The organism is Ruegeria sp. H7 (assembly GCF_056532945.1).
Map to the genome: position 1 here is coordinate 353,480 of NZ_JBQFNZ010000001.1, position 26,474 is coordinate 379,953.

A 26,474-nucleotide genomic window follows, 5' to 3' on the forward strand; every position below is an offset into this window, starting at 1 on the left:
CCGTTCAGGCGAAAGAAATATCGACCGAGCCAAACGCGCCGAAATCGGCGTGGATGTCAGCGCCTGACGGGCATTCGACAGGTCGGATGAAGCTGCCGGACAAGATGACCTGACCCGGTTCGATGCTTTGGCCGTACTGCACCATGCGGCGGGCCAGCCAGACAACGCTTTCGATAGGATCGTTCAATACACCGGCCCCCAGCCCTGTTTCCTCAATCTCGCCATTACGGAAGGTCAGTGCGCCCACCCAACGCAGATCAAACGCATCAATTGCATGGCGTTCATCGCCCAACACGACGCCCGCATTTGCCGCATTGTCGCTGATCGTGTCAAACACAGTGCGCGCCTTGCCGGTCTCGGGGTCCATGCGCTGAATACGGGTGTCGAGGATTTCGATGGACGGTACGACGTAATCCGTTGCGGCGATGACATCCTCACGACGGACGTCCTCGCCCCCCACGGCGGAGTGCATGACAAAGGCAATCTCGGCCTCGATCCGGGGTTGGATGAAACGCCCTGCCGGGACAGTGCTGCCATTCGCGAACACCATATCATCGAACAAAATCCCGCTGTCGGGGATGTCGATATTCAACGCATATTGCATCGCTTTCGAGGTCAGCCCGATCTTCCAGCCAATCACCTTGCGTCCTTCGGCCAGTTTCTGACGGTAGATGGCCTTTTGCACCGCATAAGCGTCGTCCATGCCCATTTCGGGGTGGCGCAGGCTCAGCAACCCGATCTGTTCGCGCGTCCGTTCGGCCCGCAACAGATCAGCAGCGGCGCGGTCGTGATCTTCGGGGGTCATACCTGTTCATCCTCGACCGTGTTGCGCAGGGTGCCGATGCCGTCGACCGACACCTCTACAACGTCGCCGGGCACCAGGTATCTTGGCGGATCGAACCGCGCGCCCGCGCCGGTGGGGGTGCCGGTGACGATGATATCGCCGGGCTGCAAGGTCATGAAGGTCGAGATATACTCGATCTCGCGCCGAATCGGGAACATCATGCGGTTCAGCGTGTCATCCTGCCGTAGCTCGCCATTCACGCGGGTCTGGATGCGGGCGTCATCCAGTTGCGCCGCATCGGTGAACGGCACCAGCCACGGGCCGATTGACCCCGATTTGTCCCAGTTCTTTCCTTGCGTGACGTTAAACTTGGCGTGCCGCACCCAATCCCGGATCGTGCCTTCATTGCATAAGGTCAAGGCCGCGATATGGTCATACGCGTCTTGCTGAGCGATCCTGCGGCCTCCCTTGCCGATCACAATGGCAACCTCGCCTTCGTAATCCAGCGTGTGGTTTTCGGGCGGTCGGATCAATGGGCGGTCATGGCCGGTAAAGCCGCTGGGAAAACGTGGAAACAGCGACATGTATTTGGGCTGCGCGCTGCCGTCCTTGTATTCCGCATTTCGGTCCGGAAAGTTCACCCCAACACATAGGATACGGCGCGCATCCGGCATCACCATCTCATAGGTGAACTCGGTATGGGTGACGGGCCTGCCTTCGGCAGCTTTGGCCAACTGCCCGAATGCACCCGAGGCGATCACCTCATACAGGCTGGCGCAGTCCGGGAACGCATCATTCAGAGCGATAGCGCCGTTGTCGGTGATGGCTCCGAAAAACGTCCTGTTATCTGTTGTGTAGGTGGCAAACTTCATGTGATCTTTCCCCAGACGTCACGGATGACCTCTGCCGCCATCAGCACGTCTTCGCGCGTTGTATCGAATTGGCCGACCTGAAAGCGGATGATCTTGCGACCGTCGAACAGGCCTTGGGTCAGGTAAATCCGGCCATCATCGTTCAGCGCATCCACCAATCGCTGCTGCATCTCATCATCACCAGGACAACGGAAGGAAAACAGGCTGAGAATCGGGCCCGTCGTCACCTCAAACCCCTCCATCGCGCCAATTGTCTCAGCAAGCTCAGCGGCCCAAGTAACGTGGTTGCGGATGCGGGTCCGCAACCCCTCCAACCCGTATGAGCGCAACAGGAACCAGATTTTCAGCGCCCGGAACCTGCGCCCCAAGGGGATCGTCCATTCCGAGTAATTCGTGACCTCTGCCCCGGTTGTCTTGAGGTATTCGGGCTCGATCTTCAGCGTGTTCAACTGCGGTGTGGCGTCCCTGAGGAATTGAATGGCGCAATCGAACTGCGCGCCCAGCCACTTGTGCGGGTTGAAGACGATACTGTCATAGCGGTCGGCCCCGGCCCAAAGCCCCGCGCGGAATTCCGGGCAGATCATGGCCGACCCGGCCCATGCCGCATCAAGATGCGTATATAGGTCGTGTTTCTGCGCCACATCGGCAACCGCATTGAGATCATCGCATGCCCCCACCCCGGTGCCCCCGGTGATGGCGATGATCCCGGCGGGCACATGACCGGCGGCGATGTCGCGCTGGATTGCGGCCTCCAGCGCATCCGGGTCAATCGCAAAGGTCGGGCCATAGGCGGGCAGTTTGACCAGATTGTCCTGACCGATGCCCGCGACCCAGCAGGCCCGGTCAATCGACGAATGAACCTGATCCGAGCAATAAATCCGCAGCGCCCCTTTGGTGTTCAACCCTTCACGATTGCCGGTAAAGCCCGTGGCCCGTTCGCGCATGGTCAGCACCGCCGACAAGGTGGCCGAGGACGCGCTGTCCTGAATGACCCCTGTCATGTCTTCGGGCAAGCCCAGCGCCTGCCTCAGCCAGTCAACCATAACCCCTTCGACCTCGGTCGCGGCCGGAGAGGTCTGCCACAACATGCACTGCGCCGCGATTGTGGTGACCAGCATCTCGGCCAGCATCGACGGCGGCGCGGCATTGGCCGGGAAATAGGCAAAGAAACGCGGGTGCTGCCAATGGGTCATTCCCGGCATCACGATCCGTTCGAAATCGGCCATGATGGCGTCCATGGCCTGCGCATGCTCGGGCGGCTGCTGGGGAAGCTGCGCGGCAATCTCACCCGGGGCGGTTTGCGCGCGCACCGGCAGGTCGGGCAGAGCCTTGTGATAATCCGCGGCCCAGTCGGATATGCGTTTGCCCCAGTGGCTAAACTCGTCCCAGTCCATTCCCGCCTCCTCAGGGTGCGATGATCGGGGTGGCGTTCAAATCCGCCTCGGCCACGTCAACGCCTGTGAACCGAGACCCATGTTCAAACCAGCTGCGCGGTGCGGGCGCACCCCATAGGGTTTGCCGCTGCGGGTCTTTCAGATCCCATTTCAGCGGTTCATGATCGGGGTCCAGCGTCTGATAATCCGAGCTGTAGATTTCGATCCGGTGACCATCCGGGTCAAGGATATACAGAAAGAACGCGTTGGAAATACCGTGCCGTCCCGGCCCGCGTTCGATGTTTTCGACGTAACCCGTGGTCGACATGACATCCAGAAGATCGATGATGTGCATCGGGTTGGCGACCCAGAACGCCACATGGTGCATACGAGGCCCGGTGCCGTTGGTAAAGGCCATGTCATGCACACCGCCTTTGCGATGCAGCCACGCCGCCCACAACCGCTTGCTGTCTTCGTCTTCGGTATATTCCGTAACCCGAAATCCCATGTCGCTGTAGAAGGCGACGCTGTGATCGACGTTTGGACTGAAACAGTTGAAATGGTCTATCCGCAAGGGACGCACGCCATGGTATCGGGCATAGTCCTGATGGATCGTCGGCAGCCTGTCCATCTTGTTATAGAATTCCAACGGGATACCGAAATTGTCCGAGGTCAGCAGCGTACGCCCCTGAAACGGGCGTTCGATCCACTGGGTCGGGCGGCCTTTGGCCTGAAACCAGGCTTCGGCGCGATCAAGATCAGCCTCATCAAAGACCTTGAACCCCATGACATCGACCGTGCCGGGCGCGTCGGATTTCTGCAAAACCACGCTGTGATGCCCACGCTCTTCCAGCGCGCGCAGGAAGATGTGGGTGTCGGTCTCATGCGTCACCTGCAGGCCGAACATATCAACGTAAAACGCTCTGGACACCGCCAGATCCCGTACGTTCAGGCAAACATGGCTCAGGCGGATCGTGTTGAAATCCGGGTAGAGGTTCGGAGCGGGTACAGGCATTTCAAACTCCTAAGTGCATTGGATTGTAAGGGCGACGCGCGTCAGGTTCCGAGGCGAGTGATCTTGTGCTGACCAGTGGCAAAGCCGATGTGCTTTTGTTCCATGTAGAACTCAAAGCTCCAATCGCCGCCGTCCCGACCAATGCCCGAGGCTTTGACACCACCGAACGGCGTCGGCAGATGGCGGACGTTTTCCGAGTTCACCCAGATCATCCCGGCCTCAAGCTTGTCGGTGAAACGCAAGGCGCGGGTCAGGTCGTTGGTCCAGACATAGCCGGTCAGACCATAGGGTGTGTCGTTGGCCAACTGCAGCGCCTCATCCTCGGTCGAGAATGGAATGGCGGTCAGAACGGGGCCAAAGATTTCCTCGCGCGCGATGCGCATCTGGTTGTTTGCGTTGGTGAAAAGGGTCGGTCGTACAAAATAGCCGGTCTCCCCGACCGTCGTCCCGCCCGCAGCGATGGTGGCCCCGTCCTCTTTCGCGATCTCAAAGTAGTTGGTGACCTTGTTGTAATGTTCCTCGCTCACCAGCGGTCCGATCTCGGTCGCCGGGTCCAGCGGATGGCCGACCTTGATCTTGTTCACGCGCTCGACAAGCTTGGCCTCGAACGCATCCTTGATCGTGTTCTGCACCAGCAAACGCGAGGATGAGGTGCAGCGCTCGCCGTTGATCGAATAGATCATGAAGATCACCGCATCCAGCGCGCGGTCCTGATCGGCATCGTCGAACACGATAACCGGGTTCTTACCGCCCAACTCAAGATGGTTGCGTTTGAGCGAATCTGCCCCCTGTTTGGTGATCAGGCTGCCCGTGCGGCTTTCGCCCACAAAGGCGATGGCGCGGATTTTCGGATGTTCGCACAGCGCCTTTCCCGCCTCTTCGCCGAAACCGTTCACCGTGTTCAAAACGCCTTTTGGCAGGCCGGCCTCCTCCGCGATTTCGACCAACAGCCTTGCCGTCAGCGGGCTGGCCTCGGCCGGTTTGTGAACCACTGTACAACCCGCCGCCAGCGCAGGTGCGATTTTCCACGTGGACAGCATAAAGGGCGTGTTCCAGGGCGTAATCACACCGACCGGGCCAATCGGGACGCGCGTGGTGATGTTCATCAGCGTCGGCGATTTCAGATGCTGACCATCCCGCGCCTGCACAACCTGATCCGCAAAATAGCGAAAGTTCTCGGCCCCGCGCAGTGCGGCCTTCGTCATGAATTTCAACGCCTGCCCTGTGTCCCAGCATTCGCACAAGGCGATCTCCTCGGCGCGCGCTTCGATGCCTTCGGCCACGCGGATCAGGATTTTGCGCCGTTCGGTTGCGGGCATGTCGCGCCATTCGGGAAAGGTATCCGCAGCAGCATTGGCCGCAGCGTCGATATCGTCCGCATTGCCATGGGCAACCTCGCAAATCACGCTTTTGTCGACCGGAGACGTGGTGTGAAACCTGCCTGCAGCCCCGTCCCGGTCCTTACCCGCAATCCGGTTTTTGATCCCATCCTTCCGGAACCGCGCCAGCAACCCGTTCAGCTTTTCCAGGTTCTGCTCCAAACTGCTCATTTCGGATCCTCCAGATGGTCGCGGATCGTGCCGCATTTTGGGGAAAGCCCAGCGTCGATGTCCCGCAATTCAGACGACAAGGCGATTGAATGCGTGTCCATTGCGGGTTTCAGAAAGGCCCGCGCGGTGTCGAAAATCTGCTTGATGACGTCCTGCTTGACCGCATCCGCCCGTCCTTCGCGCAGGCGGACCGATATGTCGACAAACCCATGTTTGGGATCGCCATCCGCGATGGAATAATGATCGACGCGGATCGCCCGCACACGCAGCCCGGGCATGGACAACGCATCGATCTGAACAGCAGATTGCCTCAGCGCATCACACAGCCCGGCCATATCCACGACCTGTTCCAGGTTTGCGGAATATTCGATGTGGATATGCGGCACGTCTCAATCCATTTTAATTGCCATGTTAAGTAATATTATACCTATCGAGCGTTGCGGTCTCGAGTCAAACAATTTATTTAACATGTGATGTAATTTTGGGATCGGACAATTGCCAGACACATCGCGAACCAAAAAACCCACCGCCCTGCCCCCGACGGCGCAGTCACTTCCGGTGTCGCTGATCCGCGCGCGTGAGGCCGTAATGGCCCCGATCCGCAAGATGTTGGCCAAGGCGGGCATCACCGAACAGCAATGGCGCGTTCTGCGCGTGCTCAGCGAGGGCGGAAAGATGGACGCCGGCATGTTGGCCAATCGCGCGGCGCTGATGTCGCCAAGCCTCAGCCGGATTGTGCATTCGATGGAGAAAGCCGGGCTCGTATCCCGTGAGGCCGACGCGACAGACCGCCGTCGCCAGCACATTGCGATCACGGCTGCAGGGCAAGCGATCATTGATGATCATATGGCCGAGGCCTCGGACATCGCCTCCCATTACCGAAGCATCCTTGGGGATAACGATCACGACACCCTGTTGGCGCTGCTGCGAAAGCTTGCCGTTGCGATTGAAGATCAGGATTCAACCCCTTGAAAGGCCGGGGCATCAAACTGCCCCCAGCCCTTTACCCAACGCCGAAATCAAAGTGTTCACGTCCTCTTCGCCCAGCACCAGCGGCGGGGACAGAATGATGTTGTTTCCCGACACACGCACCATGGCCCCGGCCTCATAGGCCGTTTTTTGCACCTTGCCGATCGTGGCCTTGTCGATGGGCGTTTTGGTGGTTCTGTCCGAAACCAGCTCTAACGCGCACATCAGGCCATACCCCCCGCGCACATCGCCGATCAGGTCGTATGTCTCGCCCAGCGCCTGAAGGCCCGCATGCAATTGCGCCCCACGCTGCGCGGCGTTGTCCTTGACGTTCAGACGTTCGGTTTCCTTCAGGCACGCAATCGCGGCAGCCGCACCCACGGGATGGCCGGAATAGGTATACCCCGACCCGATTGCCGCCTTGCCCGAGCGGTCACCTTCGAACACATCAGCCACCGCATCGCTAATCATCACGGCACCGAACGGGAAATACCCATTGGTTATGGCCTTCGCCGTGACCGCCATGTCGGGCTTGACGCCAAAGCGGCGCGATCCGCTCCACGCCCCCGTCCGGCCATAGGCTGTGATCACTTCATCCGCGATCAGCAGGATACCGTATTTCGAGCAGATCTCGCGCACGCCGGGCATAAAGGTTTCATGCGGCGGGATCACCCCACCCGCCCCAAGAACCGGTTCCATGATCATTGCGGTTATGGTTGAAGGGTCCTGAAACCTGATCTCATCCTCAAGCTCCGCAAGGCACAGTTGCGCCAGCTTTTCCGGATCGGTTTCGCCAAACGGATTGCGATAGGTGTAAGGCGATGGAATGTGATGGCAGCCGGGCATCAGCGGCTCGTACTGGGTTCGGAAGTTCGGGTTACCGTTCACTGACGCGCCCAACGTATGGGTGCCGTGATAGCCTTTCTTGAGGCTCAGGAATTTGACGCGCCCGGCCTCGCCACGCACCTTATGATATTGCCGCGCAAGGCGCAGCGCGATTTCAACGCCATCCGACCCGCCGGATGTAAAGAAGGCGCGCGACAGCCCGTCCGGGGCAAAGAATTCGCGCAGCATCCAGCTGAGTTCTATGACCAGATCATTGGTAGTGCCCCGGAAAATCGAATAATAGGGCAGCCTGTCCAGCTGTTGGGAAATTGCATCCTTCACCGGCTGGCACGAATACCCAAGGTTTACGTTCCATAGCCCCCCGACCCCATCGACAACCGTATTCCCATCCACATCTGTGATGCGCACACCGTCACCGCCGACGATAATGTCAGGCGGGTTTGCAAGGCTGTCCGCCGGATGCGCCATCGGGTGCCACAGGTGGCGCGCGTTGTTTTCTTTCAGGAAATTGCTGTCCTTCATCACATCACCTGTTGTGTCTTGGTTTCATCGCCCCAGTCCGGCGGCAGGGCTTCGAACCCTTGTGGAAACGCACCGCCCAGCGCAGTCGAGGCGCGGTCGGCCTCATTCAAAAGCATTTGGGCAATGTCGCGCAGTTTCTCCGGCCTGGCCCGCACGCTTGGGACGGCAACGGCCAAAGCGCCCAGAACGCGCCCACCTTCGCCGAAGACGGGGCATCCGACCGACGTGACCCCTTCATCAAACCCACCGGTGACTGACGCCACGCCGAACCGCCGGACGCGGTCGATCATGCCTTTCAGGTCCGCCGGGTCCGAGATCGTTTGGTCGGTATATTTCGACAAGGGCCGTGCCATGACGCGGGCTTGCCAATCCTCGGGGCAAAAAGCCAGGGCCGCGATGCCGGACGATGTCGCGTGCAGGGGCAACATCTCGGCAATGTCAAAGTTCACCTGAATGCCGTGCAGGGCAGGATCCGCGTGGGCGACCGGCGACAGCGCCTCGCCCTGCAGCAGACTGGCATGGGCCAGTTCGCCAACAGCTTCGGACAATTCGGACACGATGGGCTGCAACAGCTTTCGCACCGGGAACGCCGCCTCACGCAAGGCCGACAGGCGCAGCAGCGCCGGACCAAGCCGATAGGCGCGCGTGTCAGAGTGTTGCTCCAGATAGCCGTTTTCCGCAAGCTCGGTCAGGTGGCGATGAACCGTCGCCTTGTCGCGCCCGGTAAGGCGCACAAACTCACCCAGCCCGATTTCCGCGCGGTCGCGCGCGAACAGGGACAGTAAGTCCAAAGCTTTTGTGATCGTTCCCATCTGATACCTTTTGATCGGTTTGATATTTGAACCAATGGTATCAGATATTTTGAGCCGGTTTCCACGTCAGTCAATAGAAAATCAATATTGACAAATGTCGGCATTTGATCAGACACTTTTTTTGATACCCATGGTTCATTATTTAAACCGATGAGGCGTGATTTGGACAGAGCGATTATTGACCAACTCCGGTCCCAAAGCGTACCACCCGCCCGCCATGTGATCGACGGCGCGCGGTTTGATGCCTCGGACGGCGGCACGCTTGATGTTGTGTCACCCATCGACGGATCGAACCTGACGACCATGCCAAAAGGCACGCGGGATGATGCCCAATTGGCAATCCGTTCGGCGCGCGCGGCTTTTGACGACGGGCGATGGTCTGGCCTCGCGCCTGCTGCACGCAAGAAAATCATGCTGAAATGGGCGGACCTTATCGAAGCGCAGGCGGCAGAACTTGCCGTATTGGGCGTGCGAAACAACGGAACCGAGATCGGAATGGCCTATAAGGCCGAACCGCTCAGCGCCGCCGGGACGATCCGGTACTTTGCCGAAGCCATCGACAAGATATACGGCGAGATCGCCCCCACCACCCCCGGCGCGCTTGGGCTGATGCATAAACAGCCGGTAGGTGTCGTGGGCGCGATCGTGCCGTGGAACTTCCCCCTGATGATCGGCAGTTGGAAACTGGGCCCGGCCCTTGCCGCCGGTTGCACCGTGGTTCTGAAACCGGCCGAGACCGCCTCGTTAACCCTGATCCGCCTTGCCGAACTGGCGCTGGACGCTGGTCTTCCCCCCGGCGTTTTCAACGTCGTGACCGGCGAAGGCGCGGTTGTCGGGACTGAGATTGCCGAGTCTCACGACGTGGACGTACTGGTATTCACCGGATCTGGGGCAACGGGGCGTCGGCTGATGGAGGCATCGGCGCGGTCCAACCTCAAACGTGTTTATCTGGAACTTGGTGGCAAATCCCCAAATATCGTGTTTGCAGACGCCCCCGATCTGGCAGAGGCCGCCAAAGTCTCGGCTGCGGGGATTTTCCGAAACTCGGGTCAGGTTTGCGTTGCCGGATCGCGACTGCTGGTGCAACGCGAAATCCATGACGACTTCGTCGCAATGCTGGTGAAAAACGCCGAAGCCATGCGTGTCGGCGACCCGCTGGACCCTGATACCGATGCCGGTGCGGTGAATTCGGAACGACAACTGGCGCAGAACCTTGCCTTTGTGGACGAGGCCCGCGCCGCCGGGCGCACCGTTGCCACCGGGGGCACCCGGATACTGCAGGACACAGGCGGCACATACATGGCACCGACCATCATTACCGGCGTGCAACCCAACGACCGTGTTGTCTGTGAAGAGGTGTTTGGCCCGGTTCTGACCGTTCAGGCCTTTGACACCGAAGAGGAAGCCATCGCCCTTGCCAACTCCACCGAGTTCGGATTGGCCGCTGGCGTGTGGACTGCAGACCTGTCGCGCGCGCATCGGATGATCGCGAAAATTCAGGCCGGAGTCGTGCATGTCAACACGTATGGCGGGGCGGACATCACTGTGCCCTTGGGTGGCGTAAAACAATCCGGAAACGGGCATGACAAGTCACTGCATGCGTTCGACAAATACCTTGACCTGAAGACCGCGTGGATCAAGCTCTGAACCGACAGGAGGATGCCAATGACCCGAAAAACGATCCTGTTGATTGGCACATACGACACAAAAGAGCCCGAGATGCGCTTTATCGAAGGCGTGGTCCGGGCGCAGGGGGCCGACGTGCTGACCATGGATGTCTCGGTACTGGGTGATCCGGGAAACGCGACCGATATCAGCAAGCACGAGATTGCAGCCGCCGGGGGCATGACCGTTGATCAGGTCATCGCGCAAGGCGACGAAAACAAGGCCTTCCGCGTGATGTCTGCGGGGGCCGCAAACGTCGTCGCCGAAGCACATGCCAGGGGGCGCTTTCACGGGATGCTCGCAATTGGCGGCACGATGGGCACTGATCTTGCGCTGGACTGCGCACAGGCGTTGCCGATGGGCGTTCCGAAATACATCGTTTCAACCGTCAGCTTTTCACCCCTGATCCCGCCGCACCGGCTGGCCCCGGATATTCAGATGATCCTGTGGGCGGGCGGTCTGTATGGCATGAACTCGATCTGTCGGTCCTCGCTTAGCCAGGCTGCGGGGGCGGTGGTTGGGGCAACCAACGCGGCCATCGAGGTTGATCGCAGCAAGCCCTTGATCGGGATGACCAGCCTCGGCTCATCCTGTCTGCGCTATATGAAGACGCTGAAACCTGCGCTGGAAAGCCGTGGCTTCGAAGTGGCCGTGTTCCACTCGACCGGTATGGGCGGCATGGCGTTCGAGAAGCTGGCAGGCGAAGGCGCATTTGTATGCGTGATGGATTTCTGCATGCAGGAGTTCGGGAACCTGATGGCGGGCTCAGTGGTCTCCAGCGGGGAGGATCGCGTGACCAATGCAGGCCGCGCGGGCACCCCGCAGATGGTGGCCCCCGGCGCGTTGGACCTGCTGGACTTTGCAGGCTGGCAGGACATTCCGGACCAATACGCGGACCGCCCGTTTCATGAACACAACCGCCTCATCAAAAGTTCGGTCTTCACGGGTGAAGAACGCCGCGCCTGGGTGCGAGAGCTTGCCAACCGGCTGGAAGCTGCAACCGGACCGGTTCACTTTTTCCTTCCTGTTCAGGGGGTCGAGGCCTGGGACAAGGAAGGCGAAGAAGCATACGACCCCGAAGCGTTGGCCGAAATGGTGGACGAAGCGCGCACCACCATGTCCGGTCGCATCCCGATGACCGAGTTGGACGCCCATATCAACGACCCCGCTTTTTGCGACGCGGTTTTGGCACAGTTTGATGCCTGGGTTCAGGATGGAACGGTATCTGCCCAGTGAACGGCGTGTATTTACCCTCGGCCCGCTGTCCGAACTAAAGGCCCAAAAGGTCGACCAGCTGAGCTAGCCTGACAAACCCGTCCACTTGCTGCTGTACCAGCGTGCAAAGGCGGCCACGTTGGGTTCCAGATCCGGTTGAAACCGGCCGGGCCGCGCGTCCGGACAAGCCAGCCCGCGTTGTTGATTTTCCAGCGCCTCGATATCCTCATCCAGTGCCGCATCCATGCGCCGGAGATACGCCTGAGATTTTTCGGCGAAATCCGGCAATGCGATGGTCTCTGACGGAAAGCACGAGGTTTGAACCACCCGACATCTGGATGCGCCAACCGGATAAGCCTCGTAACACCAAAGCGCGTCGCGGTTCGCGGCGAAAGTCATATTTGGGAAGATCCATGTATAACGCGCACCCTCGCGCGCCTTGCCTTTCAGGCCGGGAATTTCGGGAAGAGATTTGTCCTGATCGCTTTCCAGCAGTCCTCCGGTCCCTTCGGTCGCGCCGAATTGGCTAGCAAAGGCGCCCTTTACGGCATCGGCTGCATCCGGTCTGTCATAGACACTGTCGATCGATTCCGCATGCACAAACGGCAGATGGTAGTATTCGTTGAACACCTCGAGGAAGATCTTCCAGTTGCAATTCACTTCGACCTCTTGCCTGCGGACCGACACAAGGCGGTCCATGGGCCAAGGGCTATGGAGTTCGGCAATATCCCCCAGATAGGCATCAATATCGGGCGCGTCCCGAGACAGACAGACAAAGGCAAAGCCCAACCGCTCGGCCACCTGATAGGACACAAGGCCATAGTCCGCCTTGTCGAAGCCCTGCGCCCGCTCCATATGCGGTGCGGCGACAAGCTTGCCGTCCAGACCGTAGAACCACGAATGAAACGGACAACGCAGTCCCTTGCACCTACCCTGCCCGTCTACCAAGCGGGCCCCGCGATGACGGCAGGTGTTTGCGTATGCGCGCAACTGACCCGTTCTATCGCGCAGAAGGATGATGTTCTGCCCGGCCACATCCATCGTGATGAAATCACCCGGATTGGCAACGACATCGGCCCGACCAACGCCGATCCAGCCTTGGCGGAACACCAGATCCATTTCGGCCAGGGCGTGACTGTCCGAGGTGTAACAGACCGGCGGAATGGAAAAGGCCGCCTCGACTGGGCGGGCGCAATCGGCCAGAGCGGGGTCATAGGCTGAGTTCATCGCTGTACTCCTTACGGGGCGGTGATGGGCGGTGGCTTGCGACGCTGCCCGGTCAGGGCATTTCCGGCAATTGCGGCAAGCAGAATCGCCCCGCCGATCAGAGTATTGACGGTCGCTGTTTCACCCAGAAACAGCCACACCCAGACCGGGCCAAGCAGAACCTCGGCCAGTGAAAGCAACGTCAATTCAGCGGCGGGCAGGCTTCTTGATCCAATTGTGTAAAGGATCAACCCGGCCCCCACCTGAAAGACACCCATGCCCATCGCCACACCACCGTCATTCAGGCTTAGGACGAGGGATAGGCCCTGTAGCTGGCAGATCGTGAAAGTGATCGCGACGCCAAACAGCCCGGACAGAAAGACCGAGGGCAACATCTCGGACGTGCGCCCCCAGCGCAGCGCAACGGTAAAGACCGCAAAGCCCAATGCCGATCCAAGCGCGGCCAGACTGCCCTTCAGCGCCACGCCCCCGGACTTGTCCGCAACCATGACAGCAATGCCGATCAGGGCGATCCCGATGGCAACCCAGGTGGCCCGGCGCACAGGCTCGCGCAGGACGACCCAACCCAGAACAGCGGTCAAAAAAGGAGCCGTCGCAAACAGCAGCATCGCATTCGCGACCGAGGTGTTCTGGATCGCGTAGATCGCACCGGAATACGCCGCCAGCAGCGACAGCGCGGCGACAACGGCGGGAAAACCGGACCGGCGAAGTTGTACAAACGGGTTTTCCCGCGACCGAATTCGTATGACCGCGTACAGAAAAAGCGACATCGCAACCGACCGGTACAGCAGGATTTGCCAAACGCCCGCCTCTTCTATCAGCCGGATGCCAAGCCCGACCGTTGACCACAGAACGCCAGCCGCAAATACAAAGAAAACGCCGTATCTGTGGGCGTCTTGTGAACTGGGTATGTTGGCTGTCGTCGTGATGGCGCTGTCCTTCAAATCTCGGGACAGTGTAGATGCGCGACAACAGGCCCGCAGGCCCGTTTGCGACAAGGCTGACGTTTCACGGCGCAACGCGCGGAATTGGTCGGCGCACAGGTCCGGCCTTTCCCATCAACAAGTGCGCCCCTCGCCAAGTCACTGGCGAAGGGCAAAGGTTGATTACAATGCCTTCCGGAAGATCACCTTGTCATCCCCGGCTGCCCAGAAATCGCGAATTCGCGCTTCTTCCTCATAGCCGTTGCGCGCATAAAACCTGCGCGTCAGTGCAAAGTCTTCGGTCCCGGATGTATCAACGATCAGCAACCGCTGACCCTTGGCTTTCAGACGTTGCTCCGCAGCTTCGACCAGAGCGGTTCCCAGTTTCTGCCCCTGAAGATCAGGTCGCACGGCAAGCGCAAGCATATTCCACGTGCCCTGCGCCAGTTCCTCGGGGACAGAATAACACAGTCCGACGGCTGCGCCGTCCAGATGGCAGGTCAGCCAGATCGCCTCGGCCTTATGATCCAGCGCGGGTTGCAGCATCTCGGGCAGCATTTCACTGGGAAACAACTGCGTTTGATCCAGCACGGTTTGCAACGCTGGAATATCACCCTTGGTGGTTTGTTTAACTATTGGTGTTTTCATCGGGTATTCTCATTCAGTGTCGCGTTTCAGGACAGGTTCTTGCGGGGCGCGTGTGGTTTCAACCATATGCAGACGTGTCCCAATACTCGGGCCGCATGATCGGCGCGACGGCAGTGGTTTTGCCGCCCAGCGCCTTGGCGGACCCGGGTTTCAGCTCAAGCTCCAACCAGGATTCCGGCATGGTCAAAAGGTCCGGATAGGGCGTTTGTTTGTCCGTCGGAACAAATCCGTATTTCGGATAGAAGCTGGGCACGCCCAAGACATACACAGCGTCAGCATTGACCGAGGTAAGATGCGCGATGCTCGTCTCCATCAGTTCCTTGCCGACACCCTGCCCCTGATAGTCGGGCACCACCCCGCACGGGGCCAAGAGGAAACACTTGGCCTGCAGGTGATCCTGGAACAGGAACGGAGTGAACAGCACATTCCCCGCAATCTTTCCATCGCGTGTCGCGCTGATCGAAATTGTGTCCGCAAGCGCCAGAAAGCCCTTGGCAAGCTGCACAATCTCGGGGCCTTCGTCTTTGCCGAACGCATCAAGGTGAACGCGTGTTATGGCTTCGATGTCTGTATGGTTCATTGCTTTTTCCTATCTTTGGTTCATTTGCGCGCGCACGGATTTGATGCCCAACGCAGAGGCGCGGTAGGGGCTGCCATTCTTTGACCGTATGAAACGACGTTTCAGCAGGCGTTTGAAGACGCCCATGGTGCAGTCGGTCAGAATGAACCCGTCGCGCGTGTAACAGGTGACGTCATGGATTTTACCGTTCTCCAGACGTTGATGATGGATCGACCCGCCAAGGGCGAGTTCGTGCAAAACACGTTGTTCGTGCTTTGAGATATTCATTGGGATGTCTCGATTTTACGAAAGCACAGAAACAGGTTCACTCAGCATCGCGCGTGAGTGTGCCTATCAGTGTTGGTGTTCCTGAATTTGGGTCGCCAGGAACGGGCGTTAGGCCCGGGTCTCTTTCATATAATCTCCGTTGCACGAGGCTGACTGCCTCAGGCGTGATCGGAAGTATTCATCAATCCTCGATGTGTCAAGTCGCATCGACATTATATACTAGCCCTGCCCTGTCTTCGGATGCGGTCAGACCGAATTGTCGCCTGTAGGCTCGGGCAAAGCTTTCTGGGTTTTCAAAGCCGCACAAGGCCGAGATGTCACTGACACGCAAACTGGAGTTGCGAATAAGGTTGCGGGCCTCAACAAGGCGCAAACCACGATAATAGGAGGCGGGCGAGCATTTCAGATAGTGCTTGAACAACCGTCCAAGGGTCCAGATCGGCACCCCAACCCGGTCGGCAATTTCCGAGATTGGCAAGGGTTGATCCAAAGTCGCCAGCATCAGGTCCACCGCCCGCGCAAGGGTTCGGTCAAGTCGGGCAAGCGAAGTATCCGTCAGCAGTTTCTGCTGCGGCCCCTCATGCACTGTCGGGCGATAGGTCAGAATCTCCGCCACTCGTTTCGCCAGACCCTGTCCGTTGAACCGCTCGATCAGTCCCAGCGTCATGTCGAACGTCGCCACCCCGCCTGCGCTGGAACAGCGATTGCCGGTGATGGTGAACAGCCGGTCCACGAACATCTCATCGGCAAACTGTTCGCGATACCCGCGCAGGGCTTCGAAATGCACCGCTGCCGGTGCAAGTGACAACAGCCCGGCTTCGGCAAAGATCAGGGCACCTGTATCGACGCAGCCCATCACCGCCCCGGCACGGGCGCGGCGTTTCAACCAAGTCAACAGCCTCGGCACCAGCGACGCCTCGGGGTGATAAGAGGACAGCAGCAGAACAACGTCGGCAGCCTTGTCGTCCAACGGCTCGGTGTTCACCTGCATCCCGCTGGAGCTGAGCATCACGCCCCCTTCGATGGACAAGAAGCGCCAACGCCACAAAGGCTCGGTGCTTTCCCGGTTTGCCACGCGCAGGGGTTCCGTCACCAGTGTCAGCGACAGGATCGGAAAGTTCTCGGTCAGTACGATGTCGACACTGGGCAAGGTTGGGCCTTCTCAATTTGCAAGAAATCATCAAGAAATTGCCAATTCAGATCAAGAGAAATTGCGGGACAGGCAGTACCGTTTAAGTAACGGAGGACACCCCATGACCGAATTGCCCTGGACACCGGATTTCGACACCTGGCCCATTCTCCATACCGTGATCGCTGTGACGCATACCAAGGATGTTCTCAGCATCACCTGGTCGGACGGGGCCACCAGCCAGTACCACGCGCTGCTTTTGCGGGAAAACAGCCCCGACCCCGAGACAATCCATCCCAAGGCGCGCGAAATGTGCGTGTCGCCCAGCGCGATAGATGGCGATCTGGGTATACGAAGTGCACGGGTCGAAGCAGGCGGCGCGGTCTCCGTCGATTTTACAGACAGCAAAACCAGCCGGTTCCATCCCGGCTGGCTGCGCGGGATCGCGTGGTTCGGCGCGGATGACACGCCGCAACCCATCCTTTGGCGAGGCGAGGATCAGCCAGAACCGCCCAGCTTTGACGGCCCCGAGGCGCTGAACAATCCGCGGGTGTTTCTGCAATGGCTAGAGGCCTTGCGCGACTACGGCGTGGCCCGCCTGCGCGGATTGCCCCAGCAGGACGGCCTGCTGGAACAGATCGTCACCCGCATCGGTCCAATCCGAGAAAGCAATTTCGGGCGGCAGTATACGTTAGAGATCAAGGATGATCCTGACAGTCAGGCCTTCACCTCGGACATGCTGTTGCAGCATATCGACCTGCCAACGCGGGAAACGCCGTTTGGCCTTCAGTTTCTCTATACCCGCGACAACACGACGACGGGTGGCGAAGGGATTTACGTCGATGCATACCGCATTGCCGAAGACCTGCGGGTCGACGAGCCCGCGCATTTCCACTCGCTGACCACGGATATCTGGGAATACAGCAACCGGGCGCGCGGCTCGGATTATCGCGGTTGGGGGCCTGTGGTTGAGACCGATGAGACCGGAGGCATCACCGGCGTTCGGTACAACACCTTCCTGCGCGCGCCGCTGCGGGCTCCGGTCCATATCCAGCGCCGCGCCTATCAGGCATACCGGGCGTTCTGCGAACGGGCCCAGGACCCGCGCTATATGATGGTTTTCCGGTACGAGCCGGGCGATCTGCTGGCCTTTGACAACCGTCGCGCCCTGCATGGCCGCGCCGGGTACGAGGCCAAAGGCAGCACACGGTTCATCGAAGGTATCTATTCCGACCGCGACGAACTGCATTCCCGCATCCGCACGCTGCAACGCCAGTTCCGAGCTGAGGCGCAGTCATGATCTTCAAACGAATGGCCGCGATACAACTGACCGAGCGGACCCGGAAAGTCATCAGCACCTCAAGATTTGGCAATCAGGTCACGGAGTACAGCCTGTGACAAAAGCGGATCGTCTGAAACGAATGCTGTCGCCCGCGCGCGTCGCGTGGATTGGCGGCGGGGGTATTGCGCCCGCGATTGAGTACATGCAGGCGGGCGGGTTTTCCGGTGACGCCGTAGCCGTGAACCCGAAACGGGCGTCGATCGCGGGCGTTCCCTGTGTGGCGTCGGTTTCTGAACTGCCATGGGTGCCGGATGTCGCAATTCTGGTGATCCCCAAGGACGCGGTGATCGAAACCGTGCGCGCGCTGTCGGCGCAAGGATGTGGTGGCGTTGTCTGCATTACTTCGGGCTTTTCCGAAAGCGCCGATGGCGCAGCCCGGCAGGCGGTTCTGATCGACGCCGCCGGTGACATGCCGGTGATCGGCCCCAACTGTCCAGGTATCGCCAATTTCCTGGATGGCAGTGCCTTTATGATGGATCACTTCGGCACTCATGCACCCGGCAAGGGCGTAGCGGTGATCTCGAACGGTGGCGCATACCTCAGCGACCTTGGCTGTGCCGACCGCTCGCAACCCATCGCCTATTTGATCGGGTTGGGCAATCAGGCGATGGTCACGGTTGCCGACATGCTGGATGTGGTATTGGACGACCCGCGCGTGACGGCGGTGAATATCTATTTCGAAGGCATTACCGATGTTGCAAAGCTAAGCCGGGCCGCCGCCAAGGCCGCCCGCAAGGGCATTCCCGTTGTGGCCATCAAAGGCGGTCGCAGTCAGGCAGGCACCCGAGCCGCACAGTCACACACGGCGTCCTTGTCGGGGGATGCGGCCGTCGCCTCGGCCCTGTTCCGCCGCTTTGGCTGGATCGAAGTGACAACACCGTCCGAGGCCATTGAAATCGTCAAGATGTTAAGCTTCACGCCCGTTCCAAAAGGCTTGAAAACCGGGTTCATCACGTCCTCTGGGTCTTATGCCGTGTTGGGAGGCGATATTGCCGAAAAAGCGGGCCTTCGGATGGAGCCACCCTCAACCGACGCCGCGCCTGCCATTGATGCCGCGCTGCCGCCTTATGTCGGCCCTGCCAATCCGCTGGACATCTCGGACGCGCATGGTTGGCCGCAGGCGGATCAACTGCCAATTTACCAAGCCTTCGCGCGCGACGACTATGATCTTTTCGCGCAAGTTATGTGCTACCCGCCCGAAGGCGGTTGGGACATGACGACATGGGACGCAACCACCGGGGCGCTGGCACAGGCCAAGGGGGATCGTCCGGCGGCCTTTGTCAACACTCTGGCCGAGTCCCTGCCGAAAGAGGCGCGGGACCGGATGATCTCCAATGGAATGGCCCCGTTGCAAGGGCTCGAAGACGGCCTGCGCGCGGTCGCCCTTGCGGCGCGATACGGCGCGAGCCGAAACAGCCTGGACGCCGACGCCATGGCTTTGAACGCCGACAGTGGTAAGCTGGTGACAGCGGACCGAACCCTCAGCGAAGCCGAAGCAAAACTGCAACTGCAAGGGCACGGTTTGGACATTCCCCGCCAATGGGTCGTTTCGGGCGCGCATGACCTGCCGAACGTCCACTGCACCTGCGCGCTAAAGGCCATTGTTCCGGGATTGCTGCACAAGACGGAAATGGGCGCTGTGACGCTAAATCTCGCGCCGCCGGATCTTTCGACTGCGATCCGCGCCATGTCAGATCGCCTTGCGGAACACGGCCTGAAGGCTGACGCGTACCTGATCGAAGAGATGATCCAAAACCCGATTGGCGAGTTACTGGTCGGCATCCGCCGCGTGCCAGAGATCGGTTTGGTTCTGACGCTGGCCATCGGCGGAATTGCGGTGGAACTGATGCAAGACACCGCCACCGTGATCCTGCCCGCACCGCGCCGGGAAATCGAGGCCGCGCTAAAGGGGTTGAAACTGGCCCCCCTGATCCTTGGCTATCGCGGTCGTCAGGCGGCAGACATGACCGTTACGCTGAACGCTATCGAGGCGCTGTGCGCCTTTGCCACCGCCACCCCCGGCATCGCAGAGATGGAAGTGAACCCTCTGCTGCTCACCCAAACCCGCGCGGTGGTTGCCGATGCGGTTCTGACCCTGAAAGGCTGAGACATGACCGAATACACTCATCTGATCTACGACGTGGACGCCGACCACATCTGCTGGCTGACACTGAATCGACCCGAAAAGCTGAACGCGATGAACCTGAAACTGATCGCCGAGCTACAGGCGGGGCTGGAACGCGCAGATGCGGATGATGATGTGAACGTGATCGTCATTCAGGGTGCGGGTCGCGGGTTTTGCGCCGGGCACGATCTGGATGAGGATGCCGAGGAGGATCGGACCTCGATCTACGAATACCGCGCGCATTATTTCAAACAGTTCGATGAGTTCACGACCCCCTGGCGGATCACCAAGCCGGTGATCGCATCGGTCAACTCCATCGCCATCGGCAAGGGGTTCGAACTGTCCCTTTTCTGCGACATCACCATCGCCAGCGATGATACCCGCATCGGGTATAACGAGGTGCGCTATGGCATTTCGGGCCACTGCATGTTCCTGCCCTGGCTGGTCAATATGAAAACCGCCAAGGATCTGCTGCTGACCGGGCGTGAGTTGACGGCGACAGAGGCAAAGGAAATGGGCCTGATTACCGAGGTTGTGCCGCTGGACAGGCTAAAAGAGGCAACCCACAAAAAGGCACTGCTGATGGCACGCATGCCGCGTGAAATGCAGCGGATGCACAAGATGTACCTGAACCGGGTCTACGAGATGCAGGGCCTGCGTACCGCAACGGATTATTATCTGGAACAGGTCGCGATCATGGGCGCGCAACCGGTTCCGGAATATGAGGCGTTTTCAAAATCGACCCTTGAAAAGGGCCTGAAGGCAACGCTGGCCGATGCCAATGCCCGATATGAGGGGCTGGATTAATCCCTTTTTCAGGCAAACGGGACACTTGCCTTCTTAGACACTTTGGCGAGGCCTTTGAAGGCCCCGCCTGCATCCGCCTGTCTTACTCGGGCAGGTAGCGCGCCGCCCAGCTTGTTGCAGCAGATTGCTGCGCCAGCATCTCTTGCACCTCGTCATCCGAGTACCCAAGCCTTCCAAGGATCTGCAGTGTGCTGTCGCCAAATTTGGGCGCAGGACCGGGGATGGTGATGCTTGCATTCAAGGCGCGCACCGCATTCGGGGCGGCCAGATCGCACCAACGGCCCATTGGGTGCGTATCGTGACGCACCGCGCGATAGGTGGCTATGTCAATGTCCACCGGACCGTCGCTTTCAACCTGCAGCGCCTGATCCCGCGTTTCCAGCATGGATGCCAAAGGCACAACAGCACTCGCCCCCTGAGTCAGGAATTGAGACCAATAAACAAGAGGGCGGGATTTGAAACGCGCGATTAGCTCTTCCTGCACTGTGTTATCGGGTTGCGAAACCAGGTCGGAAAGCTCTGCCACCTTGCTAAGCACGTCGCGACCATCGGTCGGCGCAGCCCAAAAGAACCACCCGTCCGACGCTTCGTAGCAGTGATAAAACGGCCCTTGCCCCAGCGCATCGCGACCCGAAGGCTCATCAAAAGGTGCGCGTCCGGCAAAGTCATACATGAATTGCGCCTGTATCATGCCCCCCGCCGCGGCCAAAGACGACCGCGCGATGTCAGCCTTGCCGGTTGCCTGTTTCCAGAGCAGCGCACCGCCCAGCGACACGCAGGCCGTCAGCCCGGCCAGAACGTCAATCGTACCTGCATGGGCGTGTTCTTCAGGTGTGTCCATACCGCCGCCAAAGCGGATCATGATCCCCGTGGCCGCCTGCGCCAGATCATCATAGCCAAGATGATCCGACTTCGGCCCACGCATCGGCCCGCCAAAGGCATCCAGTTGCACCAGAACGGCATCGGGGTTGATGTGAGAGATTTCCTCTGGCGACAGGCCCAGCCCGTCGCGCTGTTCGTTTGTGGCGTTCAGGGTGATCACATCCGCTTGTCGGATCAACCGGTTCAGCGCATCACGCCCGGCCTCATCACGCAGGTTCAGCAGAACGCTTTCCTTGCCGCGATTGGCCTGCAAGCCGAACACCACCGTATTCCACGGATCGACCGAAGGTGTAACGGGTTGGACATGGGTCACTTCGGCCCCAAACCGTGCCAAAGTCGAGGCGATGGTCGGTCCGGCGATCACATTGGTCAGGTCCAGCACCCTGACCCCGTCCAGCCAGCCTGACTGCTGCGAGGGTTCAACATGCGGACGGGTGGGTTCAGCCAGTATTTGCGCCACGTGTTTTCTGGCCGCTTCCCCGGTTACAGCCGGTTTTTTCTCGACCACCGCATGATCCCCGGCCAGCCACGCCACGTTGCCCATCTGCTGCATCGCGCCATATTTGGGGTCATCCACGCTCAGGATCAGGCCTGACGCGGTGGCGTGCGGATTGTGCAGCCACTCACTGGTTGTACGCTGCGCCGTTGCCGGGGCCTTGGCCGCACCAAACAGGACGTCCCATTCATGTGCGGGCTTGGTCAGAAACGCGGCCTTCATGGCCGAGGACACCCGCGCGCGATCCCGCGCACCGACCGGGTAGTTGCTGAGCGTCCATTCATCCGGCCAATCCTGTGTGTCCAGATAAGGGTCGAACAACGGAAGATCATCCAGCAGATCGCCCAGACCAAGCGTCCTCAGAACGCGGGCCGGATGGGTGGCAACACTGCCTGCCACCACATAAAACCCGCGCCCATCCTGACAGGTATAGGTGCGGTAGAACGGATCAAGAAATTCGGACAACTCAGCAAAGTCCAGATCGCAGGGCTCACCCGTTCTTGCCCGGCGATCCAGTTCCAGTTCGCGCGGGGATTTGTAGCGGTCGGGATAGCCTTCGATCTGTTCGTGGTTATAAGCCAGACCTTCGAACAGGGATGAGGCCAGCGGCACTTCGATATAGTCTCCACCGGTTTTGGCCCGCGACTGCAGGGCAAACAGAACCGACATTGCCCCGTAACTGGCCGCATAGGCCGATGCGAGGTTGAGCGGCGAAAACGACGCCTTGATCCCCATCAGACGCCGGTTCAGCCCCATATCGGTGAATTGCCCGGTGCGAGCTGCAACAATCGCCTCCCACGCGGCCAGATCGGCCAGTTCCGGATCGGTCGAGGCAAAGCCGGGCATAGCCAGATAGATCAGCCCCGGATTGGCTTTTCGCAAAACCTCCGCGCCAACGCCCAGGCGATCCATGACGCCGGGCCGAAAATTCTCGATCACGATATCCGATCGTTTGGCCAATTCAATCGCCTGCGCCCGGCCAGCATCTGATTTCAGGTCGTGTTCCAGAACATGCTTGCCTCGCGACAGCATATCAAAGGCCGGATCGGTCCAACGCGGCCCGCCGGGCGGATCGATGCGCAGCACATCCGCGCCCATATCGGCCAGCATCATGCCGACCAGCGGCCCGGCCAGATACTGCCCGAAATCCAGAACCCGCACCCCGGTCAGCGGTCTTGCCCTGCTCATTCCGCGGCCTGCGCGGTGGCTGGGGATGTGCGCCCCATATGCTCCAAATAGGTATTGTGGAAATGGCGCATCATGGCCTCGGAAAACTCGATGTTTTCCCAATCAACGATGTACCAACCCTGATCAAAGCACCGCTGGCTCATGCCTTCCTGCACTGACAGCAGGAACGAGATATCTTCGGGCTGCAACACGTCCCGCCCCCAGATCGCCCGCTTTTCCTGACGTTCGCGCATACCCGGATCAGTGGGTTCGGGCGGTTCCAGATTGATGCTCCACCTCAACCCGCGATCGGTGCCGATCGGGTTCCATTGGAACAGGGTCAGATTGCCCGGACCGGCAAATTGCGAGATGCCGATATTGGGGAACAGAAACCAGAAATGCAGATCGGTTTCATCATGGTCCAGATCCAGCGGATAGGCCAGATTGTCCGCCTTCTTGTTGCCGGGAATGAAGTTATAGGCCGCATTTCTGCTCAGTTCATAGGTCTGATTGTTGATGTCCAGCATGTCCGAGAACGAGATGTGCCCGTGGCGGCAATGCTGGCATTCCAGATAGTTGTCGATCTGAATCTTCCAATTGGCGGCCACGTCGACCTCGTGAATGGCGGCGGCGGTCTCGCCTAAGACGTAGCTGTCCACTTTGGGACATTTCTCGCGCACCTGCGCTTCGATGCCCGGCCAGAACTCGGCAATCGGCAGGGCGTCGGGGTCGAGATTGACGAAGATGAAATCCAACAGGCGATCCACCCGCACCGTGTTCAGGCAAACCTCTTTCTGCTCGGGCACCGAACTGGTGTCCCGTTTGCGCATGTGCCGCAGCGACCCGTCCAGAGAAAAGCTCCAATGGTGATAAGGGCAAACGATGGCGCGGGTCTGCCCGGACCCTTCCACCAGCTTGTGACCGCGATGGGGGCAGATATTGTTGAAGGCGCGGATTTCGTGGTCCTGATCGCGCACGACAAACACGTTCTGGCCCAGAATACTGGTGGCGACGTAATCGCCGGGCTCGGCCAGTTCACTGATGTGGCAGGCATATTGCCAGGATCTGAAAAACAGTTTCTCACGCTCTTCGGCAAAAACCTCGGGGCTGATGTAGTAGTCGGCGGCGAGGGCGCGCAGGTTTTCATCTGTTGGGGTCATCTTATCCTCCTCAGGATCTGCACTCAGGCGGCGGCGCGTGCTTTGGCGATCTTTGGCACGACAAGGGGTTCACGTTCGCCTGCGCGCACGACGTCCTCGGCATAGGGGGTGCGGGCGAAAACCTCTTCAACCATGGGGGCGAAAAACTCTAACGGCAGGGTGTCATAGTCGGGATCAAAGCTGGCCTGATCCCACCGTTCGCAGAATTCGGCATTGTCATCAAAGTAGGGATGCCCGCGATGGCGCTCGCGCTTGTGTTGATCGAACCCGTCCAGATGGTGACCGTAGTAGAGCATCTGGAAATCGCCATGGGTCTGAACCACCCAGGCGCATTGTTCCCGCACGAACGGACGCAGGATCGTGGCGGCGTATTCGTCATGATTGTACGGCGCGAAAATGTCCCCGATATCATGCAACAGCGCCGAGACGACCCAATCGATATCAGCCCCGTCGCGCCAGGCCCGTGTGGCGGATTGCACGGAATGCCCCAATCGCGTGATTTGATAACCGGCCATCTCATCATCAAGTTCGACCAGCGCCCTGACCAGCCGTCCGGCGGTGTGACGGGCATCATCCACGGCCTGCGCGGTCAGGAACTCATATTCTTCTTTGCTGCCGTCTTTCATCTGGGTGAAACTGACTTTTTTCATCCTCGCCTTCCCTGATAAGTGAATTGCGGTTTAGGACGCGTTTTCTTGTTGATTTGCATCCTCCTCCTGAACCCAGCTTTCGGCCTGCAGAACGCCGGGCTGGCCGGTGCCAATCACGCCGACAACCTGCACTTCGCCGGTTTCTGCCGGGGCCTCGACCTGATAGCGCCGGATCAGCGCGACCACGGCTACGGAAATGCCGATTGCTGCAAGCAGGAACTGCAACCCCCTGCCCCCCAGCAAGGTGATCGAGTTTGGCCCCAGTATCGTTCCGACCAACAAGCCGATGTTCAGCAACAGCACCATAGTACCGCTGGCGGGCACGATCTGAGACAGCTTCAACTGGTCATTCGCATGCGCAGTCAGGATCGAATATGCGGGATAGAGCCCGATTGCGACCAGAACAAAGCCGATGACAATATTCGACGGTGACGTATCGATGGCCATCCAAAGACTGGCCAACGCCGCGACAACGCCCAGGCCGATGATCACATAGCGTCTGTCGGTATGATCGGAAATCCAGCCAACCGGGTATTGCACGACGGCCCCGGCAATCAACGCCGCCACCAACGCGCCCGACGCCTGTGCAGCCGTGAACCCTTGCTGCAAAGCATAAAGAGGCAGCGTGATATACGAGGCAGAGACCCCGATGCTGACGATAACAATTCCGATCACTGCAACGGGTGAGACCTTGTAAAGCCGGGTCACAGGCATACGCTCGGGCGCGGTGTAATCCGGCGCTTTGTTGCCGGACAGCAAAAGCGGGACGATTGACAGTGAGATCAGGATCGAGACGACGCCGAACAGAAGGTTCCCGGTCGGGTCGGGAAATCCGACTAGCGCCGTTCCCAACGCGGGTCCGGCAAGCTGAATGATGAAATACAGCGACAGGACCTGCGCGCGTATGCTGTTGTCGGACTTTGCGTTCAGCCAGCTTTCGGTGATCACGTAAAGGCCGGGATAGCAGAACCCGCCCAGAAAGCGCATCACACTCCAACTGACCGCATCGCTGGTCAGAAGGTGAACAATCGCAGCGATTGAGACCAGCGACGCGAGCGCGGAAAACGCCCGGATATGTCCGACGTTTTCGACCAGCCTAGGGGCCAGTGCCGTGCCCGCAAGCGCGCCAAGCGGATAGCTGGCCTGCATGATCGAGATCGTGAAATCGCTGAACCCCAGGCTAGCACCCCGAATGGTCAGCAGTGTCGCCAGAAGGCCGTTGGCGACCATCAGCATCAGCATGCCAAGGAACAGGGCCCAGTTTTCGTTCAAAGCACGTAGCATAGGCTACGGCTAGGACGGCTTGGTGCCCCGAGTATACCAAACCCGCGACATTGCGATGTCGCGGGTTAGAAAAAATCCGGCGCGGTACGGCGACTTTTTTAGAAGTACGTCAAGGGGCATACGTCTTCTGTCCTCAAACTCGGTCCCGAAAAGGTGCCGCATCT

At 59.5% G+C, this 26,474-nt stretch carries 24 protein-coding genes; 6 read left to right on the forward strand and 18 right to left on the reverse strand.

Features of this window, described 5'->3' with window-relative positions; translation table 11 throughout:
• Window positions 1-4 precede the first annotated feature (4 nt).
• Genes hpaH through ACR0AC_RS01730 form a run of 6 tightly spaced genes read right to left on the reverse strand, consistent with a single transcriptional unit; the run spans window position 5 to window position 5,980 of the window.
• Window positions 5-805, reverse strand: a complete 801-nt coding sequence (hpaH, locus tag ACR0AC_RS01705) for a 2-oxo-hept-4-ene-1,7-dioate hydratase (RefSeq protein ID WP_480780378.1) — start codon at window positions 803-805, stop codon at window positions 5-7.
• The gene (locus ACR0AC_RS01710) at window positions 802-1,656 is read right to left on the reverse strand and encodes a fumarylacetoacetate hydrolase family protein (RefSeq protein WP_480780377.1); all 855 of its coding nucleotides are present in this window, start codon (window positions 1,654-1,656) and stop codon (window positions 802-804) included. The genes hpaH and ACR0AC_RS01710 overlap by 4 nt, the downstream gene beginning before the upstream one ends.
• Window positions 1,653-3,050 (reverse strand): pyridoxal phosphate-dependent decarboxylase family protein, encoded by a 1,398-nt coding sequence (locus ACR0AC_RS01715; protein WP_480871719.1) that lies wholly within the window; start codon window positions 3,048-3,050, stop codon window positions 1,653-1,655. The genes ACR0AC_RS01710 and ACR0AC_RS01715 overlap by 4 nt, the downstream gene beginning before the upstream one ends.
• A 10-nt stretch (window positions 3,051-3,060) precedes the next feature.
• The gene (gene hpaD, locus ACR0AC_RS01720; protein ID WP_480871720.1) at window positions 3,061-4,044 is read right to left on the reverse strand and encodes a 3,4-dihydroxyphenylacetate 2,3-dioxygenase; all 984 of its coding nucleotides are present in this window, start codon (window positions 4,042-4,044) and stop codon (window positions 3,061-3,063) included.
• Between the two features lie 41 nt (window positions 4,045-4,085).
• The gene (gene hpaE, locus ACR0AC_RS01725; protein WP_480871721.1) at window positions 4,086-5,594 is read right to left on the reverse strand and encodes a 5-carboxymethyl-2-hydroxymuconate semialdehyde dehydrogenase; all 1,509 of its coding nucleotides are present in this window, start codon (window positions 5,592-5,594) and stop codon (window positions 4,086-4,088) included.
• Complete coding sequence (locus tag ACR0AC_RS01730) at window positions 5,591-5,980, reverse strand: 5-carboxymethyl-2-hydroxymuconate Delta-isomerase (RefSeq protein ID WP_480871722.1); 390 nt, start codon at window positions 5,978-5,980, stop codon at window positions 5,591-5,593. The genes hpaE and ACR0AC_RS01730 overlap by 4 nt, the downstream gene beginning before the upstream one ends.
• A 109-nt stretch (window positions 5,981-6,089) precedes the next feature.
• Here ACR0AC_RS01730 and hpaR point away from each other — a divergent pair, with 109 nt between their 5' ends.
• Window positions 6,090-6,566: a homoprotocatechuate degradation operon regulator HpaR gene (gene hpaR / locus ACR0AC_RS01735; protein WP_480581826.1), complete on the forward strand. Its 477-nt coding sequence runs from the start codon at window positions 6,090-6,092 to the stop codon at window positions 6,564-6,566.
• 12 nt (window positions 6,567-6,578) lie between these two features.
• On the opposite strand, the gene ACR0AC_RS01740 is transcribed toward hpaR, so the two are convergent.
• Entirely contained in the window at window positions 6,579-7,931 is a 1,353-nt protein-coding gene (locus tag ACR0AC_RS01740; RefSeq protein ID WP_480625794.1) for an aminotransferase class III-fold pyridoxal phosphate-dependent enzyme, read from the reverse strand.
• Window positions 7,931-8,743, reverse strand: coding sequence for an IclR family transcriptional regulator (locus tag ACR0AC_RS01745; protein ID WP_170517556.1), 813 nt, complete (start codon window positions 8,741-8,743; stop codon window positions 7,931-7,933). The genes ACR0AC_RS01740 and ACR0AC_RS01745 overlap by 1 nt, the downstream gene beginning before the upstream one ends.
• A 162-nt stretch (window positions 8,744-8,905) precedes the next feature.
• Between ACR0AC_RS01745 and ACR0AC_RS01750 the strand changes: the two genes are divergently transcribed.
• Window positions 8,906-10,390, forward strand: a complete 1,485-nt coding sequence (locus tag ACR0AC_RS01750) for an aldehyde dehydrogenase (protein WP_480871723.1) — start codon at window positions 8,906-8,908, stop codon at window positions 10,388-10,390.
• An 18-nt stretch (window positions 10,391-10,408) separates the two neighbouring features.
• Window positions 10,409-11,644: a Tm-1-like ATP-binding domain-containing protein gene (locus ACR0AC_RS01755; protein WP_170451739.1), complete on the forward strand. Its 1,236-nt coding sequence runs from the start codon at window positions 10,409-10,411 to the stop codon at window positions 11,642-11,644.
• 63 nt (window positions 11,645-11,707) lie between these two features.
• Here the strand turns inward: ACR0AC_RS01755 and ACR0AC_RS01760 are convergent, their stop codons facing one another.
• From ACR0AC_RS01760 to ACR0AC_RS01785, 6 genes are all read right to left on the reverse strand, one after another.
• Window positions 11,708-12,850, reverse strand: a complete 1,143-nt coding sequence (locus tag ACR0AC_RS01760; RefSeq protein WP_480871724.1) for an aromatic ring-hydroxylating oxygenase subunit alpha — start codon at window positions 12,848-12,850, stop codon at window positions 11,708-11,710.
• A gap of 11 nt (window positions 12,851-12,861) precedes the next feature.
• Window positions 12,862-13,794: a DMT family transporter gene (locus ACR0AC_RS01765; protein WP_480625791.1), complete on the reverse strand. Its 933-nt coding sequence runs from the start codon at window positions 13,792-13,794 to the stop codon at window positions 12,862-12,864.
• Window positions 13,795-13,956: 162 nt separating this feature from the next.
• Window positions 13,957-14,421 (reverse strand): GNAT family N-acetyltransferase, encoded by a 465-nt coding sequence (locus tag ACR0AC_RS01770; RefSeq protein ID WP_170451743.1) that lies wholly within the window; start codon window positions 14,419-14,421, stop codon window positions 13,957-13,959.
• 58 nt (window positions 14,422-14,479) lie between these two features.
• Window positions 14,480-15,001 carry a GNAT family N-acetyltransferase gene (locus ACR0AC_RS01775; RefSeq protein WP_480871725.1) on the reverse strand — a complete coding sequence of 174 codons (522 nt, stop codon included), beginning with the start codon at window positions 14,999-15,001 and terminating at the stop codon, window positions 14,480-14,482.
• A 9-nt stretch (window positions 15,002-15,010) separates the two neighbouring features.
• Window positions 15,011-15,268: a YjhX family toxin gene (locus ACR0AC_RS01780; RefSeq protein WP_170517540.1), complete on the reverse strand. Its 258-nt coding sequence runs from the start codon at window positions 15,266-15,268 to the stop codon at window positions 15,011-15,013.
• 196 nt (window positions 15,269-15,464) lie between these two features.
• Window positions 15,465-16,418 carry a helix-turn-helix domain-containing protein gene (locus tag ACR0AC_RS01785; RefSeq protein ID WP_170451749.1) on the reverse strand — a complete coding sequence of 318 codons (954 nt, stop codon included), beginning with the start codon at window positions 16,416-16,418 and terminating at the stop codon, window positions 15,465-15,467.
• 103 nt (window positions 16,419-16,521) lie between these two features.
• Between ACR0AC_RS01785 and ACR0AC_RS01790 the strand changes: the two genes are divergently transcribed.
• From ACR0AC_RS01790 to ACR0AC_RS01800, 3 genes are all read left to right on the forward strand, one after another.
• Entirely contained in the window at window positions 16,522-17,697 is a 1,176-nt protein-coding gene (locus ACR0AC_RS01790; protein WP_170451751.1) for a TauD/TfdA family dioxygenase, read from the forward strand.
• Window positions 17,698-17,791: 94 nt separating this feature from the next.
• The gene (locus ACR0AC_RS01795; RefSeq protein ID WP_480871726.1) at window positions 17,792-19,846 is read left to right on the forward strand and encodes an acetate--CoA ligase family protein; all 2,055 of its coding nucleotides are present in this window, start codon (window positions 17,792-17,794) and stop codon (window positions 19,844-19,846) included.
• Window positions 19,847-19,849: 3 nt separating this feature from the next.
• Window positions 19,850-20,671 (forward strand): enoyl-CoA hydratase/isomerase family protein, encoded by an 822-nt coding sequence (locus ACR0AC_RS01800; protein ID WP_480871727.1) that lies wholly within the window; start codon window positions 19,850-19,852, stop codon window positions 20,669-20,671.
• An 82-nt stretch (window positions 20,672-20,753) separates the two neighbouring features.
• On the opposite strand, the gene ACR0AC_RS01805 is transcribed toward ACR0AC_RS01800, so the two are convergent.
• From ACR0AC_RS01805 to ACR0AC_RS01820, 4 genes are read right to left on the reverse strand one after another with little or no spacing between them, the layout of a single operon-like run.
• Window positions 20,754-23,237 (reverse strand): CoA transferase, encoded by a 2,484-nt coding sequence (locus ACR0AC_RS01805; protein ID WP_480871728.1) that lies wholly within the window; start codon window positions 23,235-23,237, stop codon window positions 20,754-20,756.
• The gene (locus ACR0AC_RS01810) at window positions 23,234-24,376 is read right to left on the reverse strand and encodes an aromatic ring-hydroxylating oxygenase subunit alpha (RefSeq protein WP_170451759.1); all 1,143 of its coding nucleotides are present in this window, start codon (window positions 24,374-24,376) and stop codon (window positions 23,234-23,236) included. Before ACR0AC_RS01810 ends, ACR0AC_RS01805 begins: the two co-directional genes overlap by 4 nt.
• A gap of 23 nt (window positions 24,377-24,399) precedes the next feature.
• Window positions 24,400-25,026 carry an HD domain-containing protein gene (locus tag ACR0AC_RS01815; protein ID WP_170451761.1) on the reverse strand — a complete coding sequence of 209 codons (627 nt, stop codon included), beginning with the start codon at window positions 25,024-25,026 and terminating at the stop codon, window positions 24,400-24,402.
• 30 nt (window positions 25,027-25,056) lie between these two features.
• Complete coding sequence (locus ACR0AC_RS01820; protein ID WP_170451763.1) at window positions 25,057-26,310, reverse strand: MFS transporter; 1,254 nt, start codon at window positions 26,308-26,310, stop codon at window positions 25,057-25,059.
• Window positions 26,311-26,474: the final 164 nt, after the last annotated feature.

Bases quoted from the DNA above. Each gene is read 5' to 3' on its own strand.
- hpaH (WP_480780378.1), bottom strand. From the start codon at position 805: ATGACCCCCGAAGATCACGACCGCGCCGCTGCTGATCTGTTGCGGGCC.
- ACR0AC_RS01710 (WP_480780377.1), bottom strand. From the start codon at position 1,656: ATGAAGTTTGCCACCTACACAACAGATAACAGGACGTTTTTCGGAGCC.
- ACR0AC_RS01715 (WP_480871719.1), bottom strand. From the start codon at position 3,050: ATGGACTGGGACGAGTTTAGCCACTGGGGCAAACGCATATCCGACTGG.
- hpaD (WP_480871720.1), bottom strand. From the start codon at position 4,044: ATGCCTGTACCCGCTCCGAACCTCTACCCGGATTTCAACACGATCCGC.
- hpaE (WP_480871721.1), bottom strand. From the start codon at position 5,594: ATGAGCAGTTTGGAGCAGAACCTGGAAAAGCTGAACGGGTTGCTGGCG.
- ACR0AC_RS01740 (WP_480625794.1), bottom strand. From the start codon at position 7,931: ATGAAGGACAGCAATTTCCTGAAAGAAAACAACGCGCGCCACCTGTGG.
- ACR0AC_RS01745 (WP_170517556.1), bottom strand. From the start codon at position 8,743: ATGGGAACGATCACAAAAGCTTTGGACTTACTGTCCCTGTTCGCGCGC.
- ACR0AC_RS01755 (WP_170451739.1), top strand. From the start codon at position 10,409: ATGACCCGAAAAACGATCCTGTTGATTGGCACATACGACACAAAAGAG.
- ACR0AC_RS01760 (WP_480871724.1), bottom strand. From the start codon at position 12,850: ATGAACTCAGCCTATGACCCCGCTCTGGCCGATTGCGCCCGCCCAGTC.
- ACR0AC_RS01770 (WP_170451743.1), bottom strand. From the start codon at position 14,421: ATGAAAACACCAATAGTTAAACAAACCACCAAGGGTGATATTCCAGCG.
- ACR0AC_RS01775 (WP_480871725.1), bottom strand. From the start codon at position 15,001: ATGAACCATACAGACATCGAAGCCATAACACGCGTTCACCTTGATGCG.
- ACR0AC_RS01780 (WP_170517540.1), bottom strand. From the start codon at position 15,268: ATGAATATCTCAAAGCACGAACAACGTGTTTTGCACGAACTCGCCCTT.
- ACR0AC_RS01790 (WP_170451751.1), top strand. From the start codon at position 16,522: ATGACCGAATTGCCCTGGACACCGGATTTCGACACCTGGCCCATTCTC.
- ACR0AC_RS01800 (WP_480871727.1), top strand. From the start codon at position 19,850: ATGACCGAATACACTCATCTGATCTACGACGTGGACGCCGACCACATC.
- ACR0AC_RS01805 (WP_480871728.1), bottom strand. From the start codon at position 23,237: ATGAGCAGGGCAAGACCGCTGACCGGGGTGCGGGTTCTGGATTTCGGG.
- ACR0AC_RS01810 (WP_170451759.1), bottom strand. From the start codon at position 24,376: ATGACCCCAACAGATGAAAACCTGCGCGCCCTCGCCGCCGACTACTAC.
- ACR0AC_RS01815 (WP_170451761.1), bottom strand. From the start codon at position 25,026: ATGAAAAAAGTCAGTTTCACCCAGATGAAAGACGGCAGCAAAGAAGAA.
- ACR0AC_RS01820 (WP_170451763.1), bottom strand. From the start codon at position 26,310: ATGCTACGTGCTTTGAACGAAAACTGGGCCCTGTTCCTTGGCATGCTG.